The organism is Tolumonas lignilytica (assembly GCF_000527035.1).
GTDB lineage: Bacteria > Pseudomonadota > Gammaproteobacteria > Enterobacterales > Aeromonadaceae > Tolumonas > Tolumonas lignilytica.
This window is the reverse complement of sequence record NZ_AZUK01000001.1, coordinates 996,544-1,015,980: the sequence shown is the minus strand read 5'-3', so window position 1 is coordinate 1,015,980 and position 19,437 is coordinate 996,544. Positions and strand designations below refer to the sequence as shown.

The window sequence follows — 19,437 nt, the reverse complement described above, 5'->3', positions numbered from 1 at the left end:
GATTGTTTAAACAGGTAGGATCAGCGAAAATAGTCATCAACTCCGTTTAACGCATACAGCGTGATTCATATATCCGGCTGGAAGGCTCCCTTTCTAGCCGGATAGTGTCGTCTGTATATCCATAGAAGATTTGAATTGATGTCTAACTCTCCATTCCTGCAGGAAGTGGGTAAACGCCGTACTTTCGCTATTATTTCTCACCCGGATGCGGGTAAAACCACGATCACCGAAAAAGTCTTGTTGTTCGGACGTGCGATCCAGACGGCCGGTACGGTCAAAGGCCGTGGTGGCTCAGGCCAGCATGCCAAATCTGACTGGATGGAGATGGAAAAGCAGCGTGGTATCTCGATCACGACCTCGGTGATGCAGTTCCCTTATAAAGATGCGCTGGTGAATCTGCTGGATACACCGGGTCACGAAGACTTCTCGGAAGATACCTACCGTACATTGACGGCAGTGGACTGCTGTCTGATGGTCATCGATGCAGCGAAAGGGGTTGAAGATCGTACCCGTAAGCTGATGGAAGTCACGCGTCTGCGCGATACGCCGATCCTGACGTTCATGAACAAACTTGACCGTGACATCCGCGACCCCATGGATCTGCTGGATGAGGTTGAGCGTGAGCTGAAGATCAAATGTGCCCCGATCACCTGGCCAATTGGCTGTGGCAAGCTGTTCAAAGGGGTTTATCATCTGGCGAAAGATGAAACCTATCTGTATCAGTCTGGTCAGGGTCACACCATTCAGGAAGTGCGCATCATTAAGGGTTTGAACAGCCCGGAACTGGATGCCGCAGTCGGTGACGATCTGGCCGGCCAGTTGCGTGACGAACTGGAGCTGGTGCAGGGGGCATCGCATGAATTTGATCTGGATGAATTCCTGAAAGGGGAAATGACACCGGTCTTTTTTGGTACCGCACTGGGTAACTTCGGCGTCGATCATATGTTGGATGGCCTGACGGAATGGGCGCCGGCACCAATGGCGCGTAAAACCGATACCCGTCTGGTGGAAGCCAGCGAAGAGAAATTTGCCGGTTTCGTGTTCAAAATTCAGGCGAACATGGATCCAAAACACCGTGACCGTATTGCGTTCATGCGCGTGGTTTCTGGTAAGTACGAAAAAGGCATGAAGATGCGTCACGTGCGGATCGGTAAGGATGTGAACATCTCCGATGCGGTGACCTTCATGGCTGGGGATCGTGAGCAGGCTGAAGAGGCTTATCCGGGCGATATTATCGGTCTGCACAACCACGGTACCATCCAGATCGGTGATACCTTCACGCAGGGCGAAGATCTGCATTTCAGCGGTATCCCGAACTTTGCGCCGGAACTGTTCCGCCGTATCCGTCTGAAAGATCCGCTCAAGCAGAAACAACTGCTGAAAGGGCTGGTGCAGTTGTCGGAAGAAGGGGCGGTACAGGTATTCCGTCCGATCGAAAACAACGATCTGATCGTGGGCGCGGTCGGTGTGCTGCAGTTCGACGTGGTGGTTTCCCGTCTGAAATCAGAATACAACGTCGAAGCGATTTACGAGACCATCAACGTTTCCACGGCGCGTTGGGTAACCTGTGATGATGCGAAGAAATTCGATGAATTCCAGCGTAAATGCGCACTGAATCTGGCGCTGGATGGCGGTGATAATCTGGCCTATATCGCACCCACCATGGTGAACCTGAATCTGACGATGGAACGTTACCCGGATGTGAAGTTCCACAAGACGCGGGAACATTGATCCTTTCAGTTCAAGACACCAGTCTGTTTATTGAAAAAAAGCCTCCTGAACGCCAGGGGGCTTTTTTCCATTCTGCTATTCTTATTGCTATCAGTACCAATTCCATTTGAATAACTTATCCTGCATCACCCTATTTTGGTAAGGGACGCATCATGAAGAAAATGATCGCACCAGCTGTTACTTTATTTGCCATTTTGAGTCTGCCTTCCGCGTTTGCGGCTGATCAGTCGCTTAGTACAAACTCAGGGCAGGAACTGGGGCTCAGTGTTTCCAGCTACAAGTATGAAGAGCCCAATGTCGATGTGAAAAATGATGGCATTAAGATCGGCGCAGACTATACAACGGCTTTGTCATTTCAAAACGAGTGGTTTTTAAAATTAAATGGCCGTATTGCCTACGGTACGGTGGATTACACCGGTTCGGGGACGGCGAAAAATAATCCCGATTACTATTATGAACTCCGACCTTTGATCGGTAACGACCGTTGGCTCGGTAACAGTGTGCTTGCACCTTACGCCGGGTTTGGTTTCCGTTACTTGTATAACGACAGCCGAGGTATGACCAGCACCGGCTATTGGGGCTATCAGCGGGAAAGCCGTTATTATTATGTTCCGGTTGGGGTGACACACCGTTTTTCTCTGGATAGTCGCTCCATTCTGGAGTCGATGGTGGAGTTCGATTACCTGATCCGGGGTCAGCAAAAATCGAGATTGTCTGATGTCTCTCCGAGTTATCCGGATGCCGATAACCGGCAAAACAGTGGTTATGGCATCAAGTTTTCCAGTATGTATCGGGCACATGGATTAGCGATAGGCCCTTATATTGATTACTGGAATATCAATGATTCGGAAGTTTCTACCGCGGTGTCTGGCAATACGATCTATTCCGGATTTGAGCCTCAGAACACGACGTTTGAATTTGGGATCAAGGCCTCCATGCGTTTCTGAGCAAGAGTGCCTTCGTAACGAGTGAGACATGCTGACCGATACGCACATTCATCTTGATCTCAGCGAATATGCGGCTGATTTACCGCAGGTATTGGCCCGCAGTCGTGCGGTGGGCGTTACGCGCTGGCTGGTACCTGCCATTGGTTCCTCGTATTGGTCGGGGTTGCCGCTGTTACATCAGCAGTATCCGCAACTCTATTATGCGTTGGGGCTGCATCCTTGGTTTCTCGCTCAGGAGACGGAGTCTGTTCTTGCGGAGCTGGAAGCGCATATACAGCAGCGTCCCGCCGGGCTGGTGGCGATTGGTGAATGTGGACTGGATGGTGCAGTTGATGTGCCGATGACGTTGCAGATCACCTACCTGGAAAAGCAGCTCGCCTTGGCGAGTCAATATCAGCTTCCGGTGATTCTGCACTGCCGGAAGGCTTATAACGAGCTACTGCAAACCGTGAAACGATTTGATTTACCGCGTGGTGGTGTCTGGCATGCCTTTTCCGGTTCCAGGCAACAGGCGGAACAATTTATTGCATTGGGTTTCATGCTGGGTATTGGCGGTGTGATCACCTACGAGCGTGCCGAGAAAACACGTAAAGCGCTGACTAAACTGCCGGTGGAAAGCTTTCTGCTTGAAACCGACGGGCCTACGATGCCGTTATCCGGCCGACAAGGTGCACGCAATGAACCGGCCTACCTGCCGGAGATATTGCAAGTCTTGGCTGATTTACGAAATGTGTCGCCAGAAGAATTAAATCAGCAGATTGAATTAAATGCCGAAAAAATGTTCCGGTTTTGATCGCCATAACAGAGACTTGCACTTTTTTTCACGATATTCTTTAGCTCTCGCACAATACATCGTTATTGCGCCCTTTTGCGTTATCTAAGAGTCGGGCAAATTAGCATCAGACTCCAGGAATGGAAGCTCAGGGCTGGGATAATTCCCATCACCTTCAGGCACGATGCCTGGCGGCAAAGCCGCTATCATTTAAAGACACGATCTTAATTCTTTAACCGGAAATATCCGGCGTATTTGATATGGAGAGACGGATGCCTGACTTACAAAAAGCAGCTCAACGTGCATTGCAATTGATGGATTTGACCACCCTGAACGATAACGATACCGACGACGTGGTGATCGCGTTGTGTCGGCAGGCAAAAACAGCGGTAGGCCAAACTGCGGCTGTTTGTGTTTATCCGCGCTTTGTTCCGATCGCAAGAAAGACATTACGTGAAATCGGTGCCGAAGATATCAAGATCGCCACGGTGACGAATTTCCCACATGGCAATGATGATATTGCCATTGCCGTCGCAGAGACAAAAGCCGCGGTCGCTTATGGTGCTGATGAGGTGGATGTCGTTTTTCCTTACCGTGCCTTGATTGCCGGTAACCGTGATATCGGTTTTGAACTGGTACACGCTTGCAAGGCGGCTTGTGGTGAACAGGTGTTGTTGAAGGTCATCATTGAAAGTGGTGAGCTGAAAACCCCCGAACTGATCCGTGCTGCCTCTGAAATCGCAATTGCAGCAGGTGCTGATTTTATTAAAACATCAACCGGTAAAGTGCCGGTGAACGCGACGCTTGATGCGGCCACAGTGATGTTACAGGTCATTAAAGATAAGAAAACATCAGTAGGATTTAAAGCAGCCGGTGGAGTTAAAAATGCCGAGCAGGCAGCGGAATATCTGACATTGGCTGCATCCATTCTGGGTGAAGAGTGGATTTCAGCCGCGACATTTCGTTTCGGCGCGTCCAGTTTGCTTAACAGCCTGTTGGCAACACTGGGTCAGCAAGTACAAGCGGCATCATCAGGATATTAATTCGTTAGCCAGTAAGGGGGCTCCATGTTCCTGCCACAAGAAATTATTCGTAAAAAACGGGATGGTTACGCACTCAGCGACGGTGAAATCCAGGCATTTGTTCAGGGTATCACGCATAACACCGTGACGGAGGGGCAGATCGCTGCACTGGCCATGGCGGTGTTTTTTAACGGCATGACCATGCCGGAACGAATTGCACTGACCTGCGCCATGCGTGATTCCGGCTCGGTGCTGGACTGGTCAGAATTAGCGCTGCCGGGGCCGGTGCTGGATAAACATTCGACTGGTGGTGTCGGTGATGTCGTCTCGCTGATGCTCGGCCCGATGGTGGCTGCCTGTGGTGGTTATGTGCCGATGATTTCGGGACGTGGTTTGGGTCATACTGGCGGTACGCTGGATAAATTTGATGCGATCCCCGGTTATCAGACCAGCCCGCTAAATGCGATCTTCAAGAAAGTGGTGAAGGAAGTCGGCGTGGCCATTATCGGGCAGACCTCGGATCTGGCGCCGGCCGATAAACGCTTTTATGCGACCCGGGATGTGACTGCTACTGTAGAATCAATTCCACTGATTACGGCCTCCATTCTGTCGAAGAAGCTGGCCGCCGGGCTGGAAGCACTAGTCATGGATGTTAAGGTCGGTTCCGGTGCCTTTATGCCAACCTATACGCAATCGGAAGAATTGGCGAAGAGTATCGTCGCGGTAGCCAATGGTGCCGGTTGTCGGACAACAGCTCTGCTGACCGATATGAATCAGGTATTAGCTACCAGTGCCGGGAATGCGGTGGAAGTAAGAGAAGCGGTTCGTTATCTCACGGGGGCTTATCGTCATCCACGCTTACACGAGGTGACCATGGCGTTGTGCGCCGAAATGTTGTTGTCAGGCGGGCTGGCCACAACGGAACAGGAAGCGCGCGCCAAGTTGCAACAGGTGCTGGATAACGGCAAAGCGGCAGAGACATTTGCCCGGATGGTGGCGGCGTTGGGCGGACCGACGGATTTTGTCGAAAACTACGATCAGCATCTTGAAAAAGCCGAAATTATCCGTCCGGTTTATGCTCAATCTACCGGACGGATTCAGCAAATTGATACTCGTGCGTTAGGCATGGCGGTTGTAGCCTTGGGCGGCGGACGCCTGCGCGCTGCTGATCCGATCGATTATGCGGTAGGCCTGACCGATGTCATGTCATTGGGTGAATTGGCGGATCACGAACGTCCGCTGGCCTGGGTACATGCCCGTACCGAAGCGCAATATGAACAAACCGCAGCGATAGTTCGTCAGGCTATGCAAGTTAGTGATGCTGCCGTGACATTACCGCCGTCAGTGTATCGCCGGATTAGTCTGGCGGATGTTTGAGGTTGACATGAAACGTACCATTATTTTAATGCTGGATTCACTCGGAATTGGTGCCAGCAGTGACGCTGCACGATTTGGGGATGAAGGTGCCAATACCCTCGGCCATATTGCTCAGGCTTGTGCCAATGGCGAAGCGGATACTGGTCGGCAAGGTGTCCTGAAACTGCCGAATCTGACCCGACTTGGTTTGGCTCATGCGTGTGCGGCGTCCTGCGGAACTTTTCCGGCAGGATTAGATGAATCCGTGATCCCGGTTGCCGCCTATGGCTACGCACAGGAGTTATCTTCCGGAAAAGACACCCCGTCAGGTCATTGGGAAATGGCCGGGGCGCCGGTGTTGTTTAACTGGGGCTATTTCACGGCGAAAGAAAACAGCTTCCCGCCGGAATTACTGGATGCGCTGGTGGAACAGGGACATCTGCCCGGTTATCTGGGGAACTGTCACGCCTCGGGTACTGAGATTCTAGATCGTCTCGGTGAAGAACATATGCAAACAGGAAAACCGATTTTCTATACGTCGGCAGATTCGGTGTTCCAGATTGCCTGTCATGAAGAAACATACGGGTTAGAAAAACTGTATGAATTATGCAAACTGGCCCGTCAGCTTTTGGAACCGTATAACATCGGTCGGGTGATTGCGCGTCCGTTTATCGGTGGCAAAGCGGGTGAATTCAAACGTACCGGCAACCGGCATGATTATGCGGTCGAACCGCCGATGCCAACCTTATTGGATCGCATGAAAACGGCGGGCGGGGAAGTGATCTCGATCGGTAAGATTTCCGATATCTATGCTGGTTGTGGCATCACGCAACAACACAAGGCAACAGGGCTGGAAGAGTTGTGGCATAAAACGCTAGAGCAGGTTAAAACCGCGCCGGGTCAGTCCATCATTTTTACCAACTTTGTTGATTTTGATTCATCCTATGGTCATCGTCGGGATGTAGCAGGGTATGCTGCGGCACTGGAATATTTTGATTCGCGTCTGCCGGAACTGTTTGCTCTGCTGCAACCGGGTGATCGGGTGGTGCTGACAGCCGATCATGGCTGCGACCCGATTTGGACCGGTTCTGACCATACCCGGGAGCACGTTCCGGTCATTTTTTATGGCGCGACGGTGCCTCCACAGGCCCTTGGCAAGCGAGATACCTTTGCGGATATCGGACAGACCATCGCCGTGTACCATGGCTTACCTGCACTTGAATATGGCAGCAACTGCCTGCCTGAACATCATTAACAGAAGGAATAACAATGCCAACTCCACATATTAATGCCAAAGAGGGCGCTTTTGCTGAAACTGTATTGATGCCGGGTGATCCGCTACGTGCAAAATATATTGCTGAAACCTATCTGGAAAACGCTGAACTGGTGACTGACGTGCGAAACATGTTCGGTTATACCGGCTTTTATAAAGGGCAGCGTATCTCTGTCATGGGGCATGGTATGGGTATCCCATCCTGTTCTATTTATACCAAGGAACTGATCACCGAATACGGCGTGAAAAACATCATCCGAATTGGCTCTTGTGGTGCGGTACGTGCCGATGTCAAAGTGCGTGATGTCATTATTGGCATGGGGGCGAGTACCGATTCCAAAGTAAACCGTATGCGTTTTAAAGATCACGATTTCGCAGCGATTGCCGATTTCGGTTTGCTGCGAAACGCCGTCACGGCAGCGGAAAATTTAGGGATTGCGGTGAAGGTCGGCAACCTGTTCTCTGCTGATCTGTTTTATACGCCGGATCCGCAGATGTTTGATGTTATGGATAAATACGGCATTCTGGGCGTCGAAATGGAAGCCGCAGGCATCTATGGCGTCGCTGCAGAATATGGTGCGAAAGCACTGGCCATCTGTACGGTTTCCGATCACATCAAGAGCGGTGAACAAACCACAGCAGAAGAGCGGCAAAATACCTTCAACGATATGATGAAGATTGCGCTCGATTCTGTGTTGCTGCTTAAATAATCTCTCCTGCAGATAACGCTTGCCTGAAGGAAAAGCGATCGGCTACGCTGTCGACCGCTTTTTCTGACAGGGAGTTTATCACCATGCCGATTTCCGCGTTGCCAGAGCAGATTGCTGACTGGCTTGTTCACTTCCCCCAATCTAGGGTACTTCAATTTACAGATCGTGGAACTGAGGCGGTCGATAAACCCGAATGTGACGGTTATGTGGTGCTGATGGGGGCCACTCTGGCGCCGGAGCATGTCGCAGTCACCGTGAAACAAATTCGTGAAATGGGCATGGCTGTCTGCTGTTTTATGCCGTTTGCCGTCGGCGATGTCTGGACGGTGACGCTCGGTACCTCGGCACACTCTTCCGATTTGATGCAATGGCTCAAAGTACAGGATTGGACGATCGATGGCGCCCATATTGCCGAATTACCGCGTTTGCAGGCTGGTGGATTGATTCTGATGGATATGGATTCCACCGCGATCCAAATCGAATGCATCGACGAAATTGCACGTCTGGCCGGTGTCGGTGAACAAGTGGCTGCGGTGACAGCCGCCGCCATGCACGGCAAGCTGGAGTTTGCTGAAAGTCTGCGTAACCGGGTTGCCCTGTTAAAAGATGCCCCGGTGACGATTCTGGATCAGGTGGCCGCGAATATTCCGCTGATGCCGGGTTTAACCGATCTGGTCAGCACGGCCAAAGCCGCAGGTTGGAAAGTGGCGATTGCTTCTGGTGGTTTTACCCATTTTGCGGGGGTATTGCAGCGTAAGCTGGGGCTGGATCATATCGAGTCAAACGTGCTGGATATTGAAGGCGACCATTTGACCGGCAAAGTCAATGGCCGCATTGTTGATGCCAAAGTGAAAGCAGAAACGCTGGCAGAGCTGAAAGCCCGTTATCAGATTTCAGAGAAACAGACCGTGGCGATTGGCGACGGCGCCAACGATCTGCCGATGTTGAAAGCCGCTGCGCTCGGTGTTGCCATCCATGCTAAACCGGTTGTCCGCGAACAGGCACAGGTGGCCATTCGACATATGAATCTGGAAGCGATCATCTGTCTGCTGCAAGCGGGCGATATCATCGCCCGTGCGTAAGCAAGCCGATTCGTCTGACCGGTGAGCTGCCGGTCAGATATTCAGCGTTTTATGTCCAACCGTTGTAATGTGGCCTCGGTTGTATCAATCACATCACACACGCCCACCACACTCCATAATGCCTCTTCCAGTTGTTTGGCTTTATGGATGGCATATTTGGCAATGTAGTGTAGTTCTTTGGCTAAATACTCCATGTCTGGGCGGCCAGTTCGGGATATACGTATCTGAACGGAATAAAACTCGCCCAGCGCTAAAGCCCGGCTGATAAACTCTTTTTTCTCTGCTATCGAGCCAAACTCATTGCCCAACCGAATGTCATTTTGCACTTTGCCTTGCGGTAACGCTCGGTATTGAACGAACAGCTCGGTCACCTGAGGCCGATCTTCACGTCGAGCCTGATGGAGCGGGATCATCAACGCCTGTTTTAATAACGGCCCTTTAAATAAAGGCTGTAAATCCGCCTCTTTGCGATCGGCACTGAGCAACAGTTTGTCGAGAGAATGTTCGTGTTGGCTGATACCTAGAATACCCAGCTTGCTGGCGTAATGACGATCCACATACAGAGCATAATTAAATTGATGATTAACAAACAGGTTACGTAAGCTATCAGCCATGCCGCGATAGTGGCGTTGCTCTTTAGTCATGGTCAATTTTTTCTGATTTTGCTCAATCAGCATTTCAAAAAACTCACGACCCACATGCGTATCCGGGGCGCCATCCACGGTGAGATGTAAAATGGTACGCGTATTGTTGCTGTTCACGATCCGGTATCTCAGATCGGCCAACTTCATGTTTTTGATAAGATCCTGCATTTTAGGCAAACTGAGCAGAACGACATCTCCATTCTGACATGGCAATGACGCTTCTAATTCAACCTGTAATCCGAAGACGGAAATATCACGGGTCCAGCCAATCAACGCATGCCCGTTGAGCTTTACCACAACGGGGGTTTTATGCATATAACGCGGTTCGCGTCGTAATTGTGCATAATGCAGCAGTTCAATCTGAAAGGTCGGTGCATCAATGGGATGTCCGAAATCTCTGAGCAAATTGGCATCACTTTCTGTAGGGGACCACTGCTGATATTCCTCCAGATGAGAATCCAGATTCACGGCCGTAAGCTGGGCCACATATTTCAGTTGTTGTAACTGATGAACCAATCCCAAACGGTATTGTTCCATGCTGATATTGCTGTCGATCAGCTTTTCCAGTTTAAGATGCGGGTCGATTACTTCCAGCGTAAATAGGTAAACCCGCCAGCTGGAGCGTTTACTGCCGACAGAGAAAAAGAGTGCTTTGAGGCCGGAAGCTTCCAGTTCTTGTTCTGTTGCCGAGAAAAAATAAATATGGCTACGCAGGGTATGTGTAAAACAGTAGATAATTGTGCTTTTCTGTTCCGTCGGTTGTTGCAGCAGTGCTTGCATCCGTTCCGGATTAAATAAGCCGGCCAGAAGATCGGTATTTCGTTCGTTACGCCAGTATTCCAGTTCATGCTGGTTATTTTCTGTTTTGAGTGCATATTCCAATTTAATATTTTTTTCATGGGAAAAAAATAAAGGTAACCCCGTCAGCCGAGGTAGATAGAACTGTTCAAAACCTTTGATTTCCGTTGTCGTAAATGCAAAATCAATACTGACCCGATGACGGGTTTTATTATTCTGGATAAATTTTCGTAAGTATTCTTTAAATTCAGGTCGTTGATCTTCACAGCTTAAACGTAACCACGTTTGACCTTCTTCCTGCTCGTCCCCCCGGATCTGATAGTGTGCGGGTGAGAAGATCACATCTTGCGGATCCTCTTTTTGCAAACCGGAAAATATTAACTGACAAGCATCGCCCAACTGATACGTGCAGGGTTCGAGTAAAAACAGGCGCAGGCCATTGACTGACAGATTTGATGTTTTGGTTTTAATGACTTGACCATCTTCCAGCAGTAATGTGACCGGCGATGAATAATGGATGCGCTCTTCACGCCCTTGGTGATAACTACCGAATTCTAAGGTGCGGATCTGCAGACGATTGTTGGTGTTGGTGCGATTTAATTCATTGCTCTGGTTATATTGTGGTTTGGCATTGGCAACAACGGTTTCATAGACCCCTGTCGTATAATGTTGCTGATAACGAAGTAGGGCTTCCTGAAAAATCTTTTTATCGTGCTCGCCCAGATAATGCATCATTCCTTGATGTTGTACGACTTCACAGGGATAACCTTTACTGCGCATATCCAAAATGCGAATACAGGGCGACCAGAGGCGATTCAGCTCCATTTTGAGCAAGAAACGGGCGCTTTTACTTTCACCTTCGGTCAGGCGATTAAATAAGATATCGAAATCGGGTTCTTTAAAAAGCGGTTGTAATTGTTCCAACAGATCCGATGCCAGCGGCGATTCCATGAACTGCTCACTCCTGAGCTGATTATTGTTATCATCACTATCTGTTATCGGCATGATAGCCAATTTCTTAATGAGGAACTGTGATGGCAAAAAGTAAAGTCGCTTATGTCTGCAATGAGTGTGGAGCAGAATTCTCACGCTGGCAAGGTCAGTGTGCAGAGTGTAAAGCGTGGAATACGATCACAGAGATCCGTGTCGGAACGTCGGCTATCACGCAGAAAGGGTTAAGAACAGGGTATGCAGGTGCATTAAGCAGTAAGGTCCAAACGCTTGCCGATGTGTCTTTGGCTGAATTACCTCGGATCAGTTCCGGCTACAAAGAATTGGATCGTGTGCTGGGCGGCGGCATTGTGCCGGGTTCAGCCATGTTGATCGGTGGGCACCCAGGCGCCGGGAAAAGTACACTGTTGCTGCAAACCATGTGTTCATTAGCAGAACGCATGCCAGTGCTTTACGTGACCGGGGAGGAATCCTTACAGCAAGTGGCCATGCGGGCACATCGGCTGGGGTTGCCCAACGATAAATTACGGATGCTGGCTGAAACCAGTGTCGAACAAATCTGTCATTTGGCACTGCAGGAGAAACCGGCTGTTATGGTGATCGACTCGATACAGGTGATGCATGTTGCCGATGTCAGTTCTGCACCAGGCTCTGTTTCTCAGGTCAGAGAAAGTGCCGCACAACTCACGCGTTTCGCCAAACAACATCAGGTTGCCATCTTTATGGTGGGTCATGTTACCAAAGACGGTACTTTAGCCGGCCCGAAAGTGCTGGAGCACTGCGTTGATTGTTCCGTCCTGTTGGAAGGTGATGCAGATTCACGGTATCGCACCCTGCGTTGCCAAAAAAATCGCTTTGGCGCCATTAATGAATTAGGTGTATTTGCAATGACTTCGCAGGGGATGAAGGAAGTCAGCAATCCTTCTGCTATTTTCCTGAACCGGGGAGAGGCAGAAAGTGCTGGTTCAGTAGTAATGGTGACTTGGGAAGGAACTCGTCCTTTGCTGGTGGAGCTCCAGGCCTTGGTGGACTACTCGCAATTGGCAAATCCCCGACGATTGGCCGTGGGAGCCGAACATAACCGACTGGCCATGCTGCTGGCTGTTATGCATCGACATGGCGGGATACAGATGGCGGATCAGGATGTGTTTATCAATGTGGTGGGTGGTGTCAAAGTGGAAGAAACCAGTGCTGATCTGGCGCTAATTGCCGCGATGGTCTCCAGCTTTCGCGATAAACCGATCCCTAAAGATCTGATTATTTTTGGTGAGGTGGGTTTATCCGGTGAGATCCGACCTGTTCCTTCAGGTCAGGAACGATTGCAAGAAGCGGCGAAACACGGCTTTCGCCAAGCCATTATCCCGAAAGCCAATATGCCGAAACATGAAATTGCCGGCATAAAGATAACCCCCGTGATCAGCTTGCAAGAAGCTATCGAGTTGCTTTGTTAAACCTGGGGTGGTTGTTGTTCGTGCTCTACATGATCTTCGATCAAATGAGCCAGCTCGCGCAGCAAGAGTTCAGTGTCTCCGGCGTTTAATTCGATGAGTCGACGTAGATGCGAGGCACTATCAATATCAATATTATGACAATACACACCGAGTCGCTGCATATCTAAATGGGTCGGCTCAACTTCCATCGTGATCTGAATATTCGAGTCCGCCAATGTAAATGTAAGTGTAAAGCGACCGGATAGTTTTTCGTCCCAGTTTTCCGGGCGCTTGAGTAAAGCGCCTTGTAATGACAGATCTAACAACGTAGTTGACCAGTGCTGATCTCCTTGCTGCAGTTGAGCTGGTGTGCGATATACCGCTCGAAAAAAGCGTCGTCGTTCAATCATGATCTGTCGTTCTCCCTTATGCCAACTGGTTTTGAGTGAATGTAACACACTCAGAAACCAGAAATCAGGCTGTGGTTGCTGATTTTGGGGTTTGTTCTAACAGCTCACCATTATTCAGTACATCCAAAACCAGCACTAATTTATCTTCAAGTTTAAAGCGTTCTTCCAGTGTCAGCCCCAACTGACTGAGGTCGGTTTCCAGTTCTGGTAACTCATCGTCTTTAATGTCGCTGTATCTTTCATTAAAGTCCAGAATCGCCTCCGTGGTATCCTGAATGCGATCAATCAAACGATTAGTTAAAGATAAATGGCGACCGTCTATCTTTTCATAAGCATCGATCAGGATCTCATAAATTTCAAAATGTCCGGCTGAAACATAGTCAACCAAACGACCACAGAAATCAGAGAGCGCTTCGTTATCGGGTAAAGTTTTGCGATAAGGCGGCATCAATCCGGCCAATTGCATATATTCAACTAACAAATTTCGGCGAACATTCAACCAGGCATCAATTGCGGGATGTTTACCTGCGACTTGTTGGCGTATTTTATCAAGATTAACCAGCATGTTGCCTCCTTTGTTCGCGAGTCGGAAATTTAATTCCTTTTGAACACATTGTGCGGCTTTTGGTAAAAATGACACACCATTGAATATTACAACTGTTAAGCAAGTCTCTTTTCGGTCGCTATCTCGATTATGCTTTAGTCAGTTTGCAGATTGTTAGCAGCATGTTAAGTGGCAGAATGTTAGAATTAACCAATATGAAGCAATCAGAACAATAAAATGACACAAATAGAAAATGATCGTTATTTACGCGCTTTATTGCGTCAGCCTGTTGATAGAACGCCCGTTTGGTTAATGCGTCAGGCAGGGCGTTATCTTCCTGAGTACCGACAACTACGTGCCGAAGTCGGTGATTTTATGACGTTGTGTCAGTCACCTGAATTGGCATGTGAAGTGACATTACAACCACTGCGTCGTTTTGAGCTGGACGCGGCCATTTTATTTTCCGATATCCTGACGATTCCTGATGCAATGGGATTAGGGCTCAGTTTTGGGGCGGGTGAAGGCCCTAGATTTGCCAAGGTCATTCAGCACCAACGTGATGTGGATACATTGCCAATTCCTGATCCGGAAAGTGAATTGCGTTATGTCATGGATGCAGTACGCACTATAAAAAAGGAACTAAAACAAAAAGTTCCATTAATTGGTTTTTCCGGTAGTCCTTGGACATTAGCAACCTACATGGTGGAAGGTGGCAGCAGTAAACAATTTAGCCGCATTAAACAAATGTTGTATCGCGAACCGCAGTTGTTACATGGTTTACTGGCTAAATTGGCTGAGAGTGTGATCCAGTATTTGAATGCTCAGATTGCTGCTGGTGCTGATGCTGTGATGATTTTTGATACATGGGGTGGGGTGCTGTCTCATGACGATTATCAGACCTTTTCACTGCAATATATGACTCAAATTGTTCAGGGCATTCAGCGTCAGCATGAAGGCAGAACCATCCCTATCACCTTATTTACCAAAGGTGGCGGCCAGTGGCTCGACGCAATTGCTGCATCGGGATGTGATGCCATTGGTTTAGACTGGACGACGAATATTTCGATGGCCAGACAGCAAGTTGGAAATAGAGTTGCTTTACAAGGGAATATGGATCCTGCGGTATTGCTTGGTGATGATGCGCTGGTAACTCACAAGGTTCAGCAAATTTTACAGGCATATGGTCATGGTTCCGGTCATGTGTTTAATCTGGGGCACGGTATTACTCCAGATATTGAACCTGAACGCGTGAAAACCTTTGTTGATGCGGTGCACCATTTTTCTGCGCCATATCACCAATAACAGCGGATTACAGGCAATAAAAAAACGGCTTTAGGCCGTTTTTTTATTGCTAAGTATGGATGAAAAACGATTATCCGGCATTCATCATACGTTTATATTCATTAATTTTCGCCAACAACGATTTCTTCGCGGTATTTTGCATCGGTTCATTCATTGGCAAATCGACACGCATTGCATCTACAGGACGATTGTTGACATGGAATTCGTAGTGTAAGTGTGGCCCGGTTGAACGACCGGTATTGCCTGAAAGAGCAATCACTTGTCCCATCTTAATCTTCTGTCCTGGTTTTACCAGTGATTTACTGAGATGCATATAAACAGTACTGTAGCGACCAGTATGACGAAGAACTATGTAGATCCCCATGTCTGGATGACGTGTAGCCTTAACCACTACGCCATCACCAGTGGCTTCAATAGGAGTTCCGACATGTACGGAGAAGTCGGTGCCGTTATGGGCCATGACACGGCCTGTAACAGGGTTAAGACGATGAGGGTTAAATCCAGAGCTGACTTTAGTAGACGATGGGATGGGATAACGCATGAACTTACCACTTTTGGTCATGCTGAGGCTGCTGCCATCATCATCATAAAACTGGTTGTCGCTGGCACTACGGAAGGCTGAATAGGTTTTGCCTTTGGCGGTGAGTATGACAGCTAAAACACGAGCATCACTTTCAGCTTTCCCAGCCACAGTATTGCGATCAAACAAGACTTTGAATTTGTCACCACTTTTCAAGTCGCGACGAAAATCAATTCGCCCCTGAAACAGACGTGCAACTTGGTGAATATGTCCGGCGCTTAAACCTGCGTTACGAGCGCTGTTACCAAAAGAGCCTGAAATTGTACCGCGTAAAACCCGTGTTGGGCGAACAGCTGGGCGAACTGTTTCTTTTTTCTCGGCTGCTTTTGATTTTTCTGCTGCTTTTTTGTTGGCTTTTTCATCGGCAGCGATACGCGCAGCTTCTTTCTTACTGACTTTCGTGTTTTCAGTCGAAACAGTCTGTGTATCAGCAGCAGATTGGGTATCTTCATCGGTTGTCGCGACACTGTCTTGTGTGGTGTTGTCAGTTACATCGCCATTTTTTTCAACGTGAGACTGATAACCATCGCCTTTACGTTCAAAGACAACATGCTTATCAAGATCTAAAGGGATATATAACTTTTGAACAACGTTTGCGTCATCAAGGTAAAAAGAGATTTTTTGCCCAGGCTTCAAGCGGACTAAAGAATTCTGGATGTCGACTTCCAGTAATTTTTGCAAGGTGGCTGGCGACAAGTTTAACGTGTTAAAAATGTACGACAAATTGTCATCATCTTTGACCACATAGTCCATTAACTGGAGTTCACCGGTTGACGCAGTCATGTCATCGGTAATGCCGTCATCGTCAAGTAGCGAATCACTTGGTACGTTTACAAATTCAGTGTCTGCTGCTTGTTTACTTAATTCAGCATCGACAGAAACATCATCGCTGGCAACAGGGATCGGTTTATTGGTCAATAATTCCCCGGGTGGGGGCAACAGAGTAATACTGGCTACAGAGAAACATGCCAGCATAATGATAGCGTACAGGTGCTGTCGGGGAATGGGTAATTCACGATTCGCCAAACCTGTAAACGGTGTCAAAATCCGTTTCATTGTTTTGTCTTCGCTCTGTTGAAAAATTAGACTGTTATACCATCACTAAATGCAGGGTAAAAATTAGTTTTTCCCTAGATGGCACAAAGTTAGATTTGTATCACGTAGAGTAGGGCTATGACAATAAAATGAGCCCGGAAATCTGGTTACGCAGTGCAATTGTTTGTTTTTTGTGCGATGTCGGATGGGGTTTGTTCATGTTTTTGGTGTGAGTTCGTTTTTCATTCTCGGTTGAGTGGCATACAATTCAGCTCTTGTATAAAGGAGAATCCTGTGTTTGGTGACAAATTCTATAAGAAACTGCATAAGCTGATGCCATGGCAGCAAACCGTCTTTGCATTGGCTTTAAGTGAAAGAATGTATCCCAATTATTGTCTGTATGCTGAAAGCACGGGGCGTGGTGACACCAAACTGATCCGTCATGCGCTCGATACCATGTGGCAGTATCTGACCGAAAAAAGCATGCGGATCGATTTATCCGCGATATTGGAACAAATAGAATCCAACATGCCGGAACCGCAAAGTGAAGAATGCTATGGTGCATGGCCTGCGTTAGATGCCTGTGTGGCGTTGGCGACAGCCTATAATTCGGTGGTGTTTCGTCTGGGCGATGAAGCCTATGATGTGAGTCAGACATCGTTAGGCAGCGTTGTTGGTTTCATTGAAATGCAGCAAGAAAAGGAACTTTCCGCCGAAGAACTTTACGCTGAGCCATTAATTGAAGACGAAATGGCGTTTCAGGTCGAATTACTGGCGCAGGTCTCACGGCCCCGAGATGCTGAAGTCATTTGGAATATAAAAACGCTGGCTACCGGGAATGGTATTTCAAATCTGGGGATCGCGTTGGACTAGCAGCCAGGCTGCATGAAATATCATCAGTCAGTATAAAGTTGAATCAATGGACAGGATATTTTGTGACAGCAATGTAGTTCTCAGTGAAAATGTGCTGTTTTTCATGGCGTCATGGCAGAAAGTTTTTGCCAGTCAGATTAATTTTGACTAGATTGAGGCAGCTTTTTTGATCGGCTTACATAATAAGGATTGCGTATGAACAAAACTGAGCTTGTTGATGCGATTGCAGCCAAGGCTGACATGAGCAAAGCCCAGGCTAAAGCGGCACTGGAGCAGATTCTCGATACCATTACTCAAAGCCTGAAAGAAGGTGATCCTGTTCAGTTGGTTGGATTCGGTACTTTCAAAGTAAATCACCGTGCAAGTCGTACTGGTCGTAACCCACAGACAGGTCAGGAAATCACCATTGCCGCTTCTAACGTGCCTACGTTTGTTGCAGGGAAGGCATTGAAAGATACAGTAAACAACTAAGTTAACTGTTTACTCGATTTACAAAAAAACCGGCTTGAAGCCGGTTTTTTTATGTGTATCTGAATATCAATGCGATAGACAGAATGGTATGCGTTATCAGCCGATTTCTGTATCAGCTTCAGTTGTTGCTGTATTTGGCGCACCAAAGTAAGCAAACGTTTCTGTTGTGATGATATGACGTAAACCAATCAACCCGATCAGGTTAGGAATCGCCATCAGCCCGTTCACTATATCCGCAATGACCCAAATCAAATCCAGATGCAGTAAGGCACCTACGGCAACCAGAATGACGAAGAGCCAACGATAAGGTTTAATGGCCTTAACACCTAACAAATATTCTGTACAGCGTTCACCATAGTAGTTCCAGCCAATGATGGTGGTGAAGGCAAAGAACAATAAACCAATATTGACCAGATAAAAGCCTAATTGACTACCTATGCCTTGCGTAAAGGCCATATTCGTCATCGCAGTGCCTGCGACCTCAGACTGCCAAGCACCGGTTAAAACCAAGGTGATCCCGGTCATGGTGCAGATGATAATGGTGTCGAAGAAGGTTCCGGTCATACAGACTAACCCTTGTTCAACACAAGAGTCTGTTTTTGCGGCGGCGGCTGCAATAGGTGCTGATCCTAATCCTGATTCATTAGAAAATACACCGCGCGCAACCCCAGCCTGCAATGCAAGCATCATAGTGGCACCGGCAAAACCACCCGTGGCAGCAGTTGTCGTGAAGGCTGCACTCAAAATCTGATCAATGACTGCAGGCATTTGGTCAACATGGAGATATATGACCGCCAAACAGCTTATGACATACAGCGCGGCCATAAAGGGCACGACTTTGGTGGAGACACGAGAGATAGACTCAATGCCACCCACGGTAATGAGTGCAACCAGAACGGCCAGCGTCAGCCCTGTGATCCATTTCGGCACTTCGAAAGCAAACTGTGCCGCATCTGCAATGGCATTTACCTGAGGAAAAGTACCAATACCGAACAATGCGACGCCGATACCAAATAAGGCAAAGGCGCAGGCCAGAAATTTACTGCCCAGACCTTTCTCCAGATAGTACATCGGGCCACCGCTCATCTGACCATTGGCATCTTTCTGGCGGTAACGCACGGCAAGCAAGCCTTCGGAATATTTGGTGGCCATCCCCAGAAAAGCGGCAATCCACATCCAGAATATAGCACCCGGACCACCCAGTTTGACGGCAGTGGCGACCCCGACGATATTCCCTGTACCGATCGTGGCTGATAAGGCAGTACACAATGCCGCGAAGCTGGAGACATCGCCTTCTTTGTCATCGTGTTTCGGCGGGAAAAAGACCAATTTTAACGCTAATGGCAGACGGATCACCTGAAGCAGACCCAGGCGGATGGTGAGGTACAAGCCTGTTCCCATCAATAATGCCAGTAGTGGCGGCCCCCAGATAAAGTCATCAACGGCGGTGAGAAATGAATGAAGCATAGTTGTTTAGATCCTCCTGAAACGAAGTTGTTCATTCGT

The 19,437-nt window shown here is 48.4% G+C and carries 17 protein-coding genes; 12 read left to right on the top strand and 5 right to left on the bottom strand.

What is annotated here, in order from left to right:
* Positions 1-138: 138 nt before the first annotated feature.
* The 8 genes from prfC to serB all read left to right on the top strand — a co-directional run bounded on the left by prfC (position 139) and on the right by serB (position 8,893).
* The gene (gene prfC / locus H027_RS0104785) at positions 139-1,731 is read left to right on the top strand and encodes a peptide chain release factor 3 (protein WP_024871385.1); all 1,593 of its coding nucleotides are present in this window, start codon (positions 139-141) and stop codon (positions 1,729-1,731) included.
* 152 nt (positions 1,732-1,883) lie between these two features.
* A complete protein-coding gene (locus H027_RS0104780; RefSeq protein WP_024871384.1) occupies positions 1,884-2,678 on the top strand; it encodes a hypothetical protein in 795 nt (264 codons plus the stop codon).
* A 28-nt stretch (positions 2,679-2,706) separates the two neighbouring features.
* Positions 2,707-3,471, top strand: a complete 765-nt coding sequence (locus H027_RS0104775) for a TatD family hydrolase (protein WP_024871383.1) — start codon at positions 2,707-2,709, stop codon at positions 3,469-3,471.
* A gap of 251 nt (positions 3,472-3,722) precedes the next feature.
* The gene (deoC, locus tag H027_RS0104770; RefSeq protein WP_024871382.1) at positions 3,723-4,493 is read left to right on the top strand and encodes a deoxyribose-phosphate aldolase; all 771 of its coding nucleotides are present in this window, start codon (positions 3,723-3,725) and stop codon (positions 4,491-4,493) included.
* A gap of 24 nt (positions 4,494-4,517) precedes the next feature.
* Positions 4,518-5,849, top strand: a complete 1,332-nt coding sequence (deoA, locus tag H027_RS0104765; protein WP_024871381.1) for a thymidine phosphorylase — start codon at positions 4,518-4,520, stop codon at positions 5,847-5,849.
* Between the two features lie 7 nt (positions 5,850-5,856).
* On the top strand, positions 5,857-7,083 hold the full coding sequence (locus H027_RS0104760; RefSeq protein ID WP_024871380.1) for a phosphopentomutase: 1,227 nt from the start codon (positions 5,857-5,859) through the stop codon (positions 7,081-7,083).
* 14 nt (positions 7,084-7,097) lie between these two features.
* Complete coding sequence (gene deoD, locus H027_RS0104755; RefSeq protein WP_024871379.1) at positions 7,098-7,811, top strand: purine-nucleoside phosphorylase; 714 nt, start codon at positions 7,098-7,100, stop codon at positions 7,809-7,811.
* 83 nt (positions 7,812-7,894) lie between these two features.
* On the top strand, positions 7,895-8,893 hold the full coding sequence (gene serB, locus H027_RS0104745) for a phosphoserine phosphatase SerB (RefSeq protein ID WP_024871378.1): 999 nt from the start codon (positions 7,895-7,897) through the stop codon (positions 8,891-8,893).
* Between the two features lie 41 nt (positions 8,894-8,934).
* On the opposite strand, the gene H027_RS0104740 is transcribed toward serB, so the two are convergent.
* Positions 8,935-11,286: a PilZ domain-containing protein gene (locus tag H027_RS0104740; RefSeq protein WP_024871377.1), complete on the bottom strand. Its 2,352-nt coding sequence runs from the start codon at positions 11,284-11,286 to the stop codon at positions 8,935-8,937.
* Positions 11,287-11,369: 83 nt separating this feature from the next.
* Here H027_RS0104740 and radA point away from each other — a divergent pair, with 83 nt between their 5' ends.
* Positions 11,370-12,737 (top strand): DNA repair protein RadA, encoded by a 1,368-nt coding sequence (radA, locus tag H027_RS0104735; RefSeq protein WP_024871376.1) that lies wholly within the window; start codon positions 11,370-11,372, stop codon positions 12,735-12,737.
* Here radA and H027_RS0104730 read toward each other — a convergent pair.
* Both H027_RS0104730 and H027_RS0104725 read right to left on the bottom strand, forming a co-directional pair.
* The gene (locus tag H027_RS0104730; RefSeq protein WP_024871375.1) at positions 12,734-13,126 is read right to left on the bottom strand and encodes a PilZ domain-containing protein; all 393 of its coding nucleotides are present in this window, start codon (positions 13,124-13,126) and stop codon (positions 12,734-12,736) included. The two genes, radA and H027_RS0104730, sit on opposite strands and share 4 nt — an antisense overlap.
* 64 nt (positions 13,127-13,190) lie before the next feature.
* Positions 13,191-13,691 carry an Rsd/AlgQ family anti-sigma factor gene (locus H027_RS0104725; protein ID WP_024871374.1) on the bottom strand — a complete coding sequence of 167 codons (501 nt, stop codon included), beginning with the start codon at positions 13,689-13,691 and terminating at the stop codon, positions 13,191-13,193.
* Between the two features lie 216 nt (positions 13,692-13,907).
* Here H027_RS0104725 and hemE point away from each other — a divergent pair, with 216 nt between their 5' ends.
* Positions 13,908-14,972, top strand: a complete 1,065-nt coding sequence (hemE, locus tag H027_RS0104720; RefSeq protein WP_024871373.1) for a uroporphyrinogen decarboxylase — start codon at positions 13,908-13,910, stop codon at positions 14,970-14,972.
* Positions 14,973-15,042: 70 nt separating this feature from the next.
* On the opposite strand, the gene H027_RS0104715 is transcribed toward hemE, so the two are convergent.
* Positions 15,043-16,608, bottom strand: a complete 1,566-nt coding sequence (locus tag H027_RS0104715; RefSeq protein WP_024871372.1) for a peptidoglycan DD-metalloendopeptidase family protein — start codon at positions 16,606-16,608, stop codon at positions 15,043-15,045.
* A 273-nt stretch (positions 16,609-16,881) separates the two neighbouring features.
* Here H027_RS0104715 and H027_RS0104710 point away from each other — a divergent pair, with 273 nt between their 5' ends.
* Together H027_RS0104710 and H027_RS0104705 are read left to right on the top strand one after the other, a co-directional pair.
* A complete protein-coding gene (locus H027_RS0104710; protein WP_024871371.1) occupies positions 16,882-17,460 on the top strand; it encodes a YjaG family protein in 579 nt (192 codons plus the stop codon).
* 195 nt (positions 17,461-17,655) lie between these two features.
* Positions 17,656-17,931 (top strand): HU family DNA-binding protein, encoded by a 276-nt coding sequence (locus H027_RS0104705; RefSeq protein WP_024871370.1) that lies wholly within the window; start codon positions 17,656-17,658, stop codon positions 17,929-17,931.
* A gap of 96 nt (positions 17,932-18,027) precedes the next feature.
* On the opposite strand, the gene H027_RS0104700 is transcribed toward H027_RS0104705, so the two are convergent.
* Positions 18,028-19,398 carry an alanine/glycine:cation symporter family protein gene (locus H027_RS0104700; protein WP_024871369.1) on the bottom strand — a complete coding sequence of 457 codons (1,371 nt, stop codon included), beginning with the start codon at positions 19,396-19,398 and terminating at the stop codon, positions 18,028-18,030.
* Positions 19,399-19,437 lie beyond the last annotated feature (39 nt).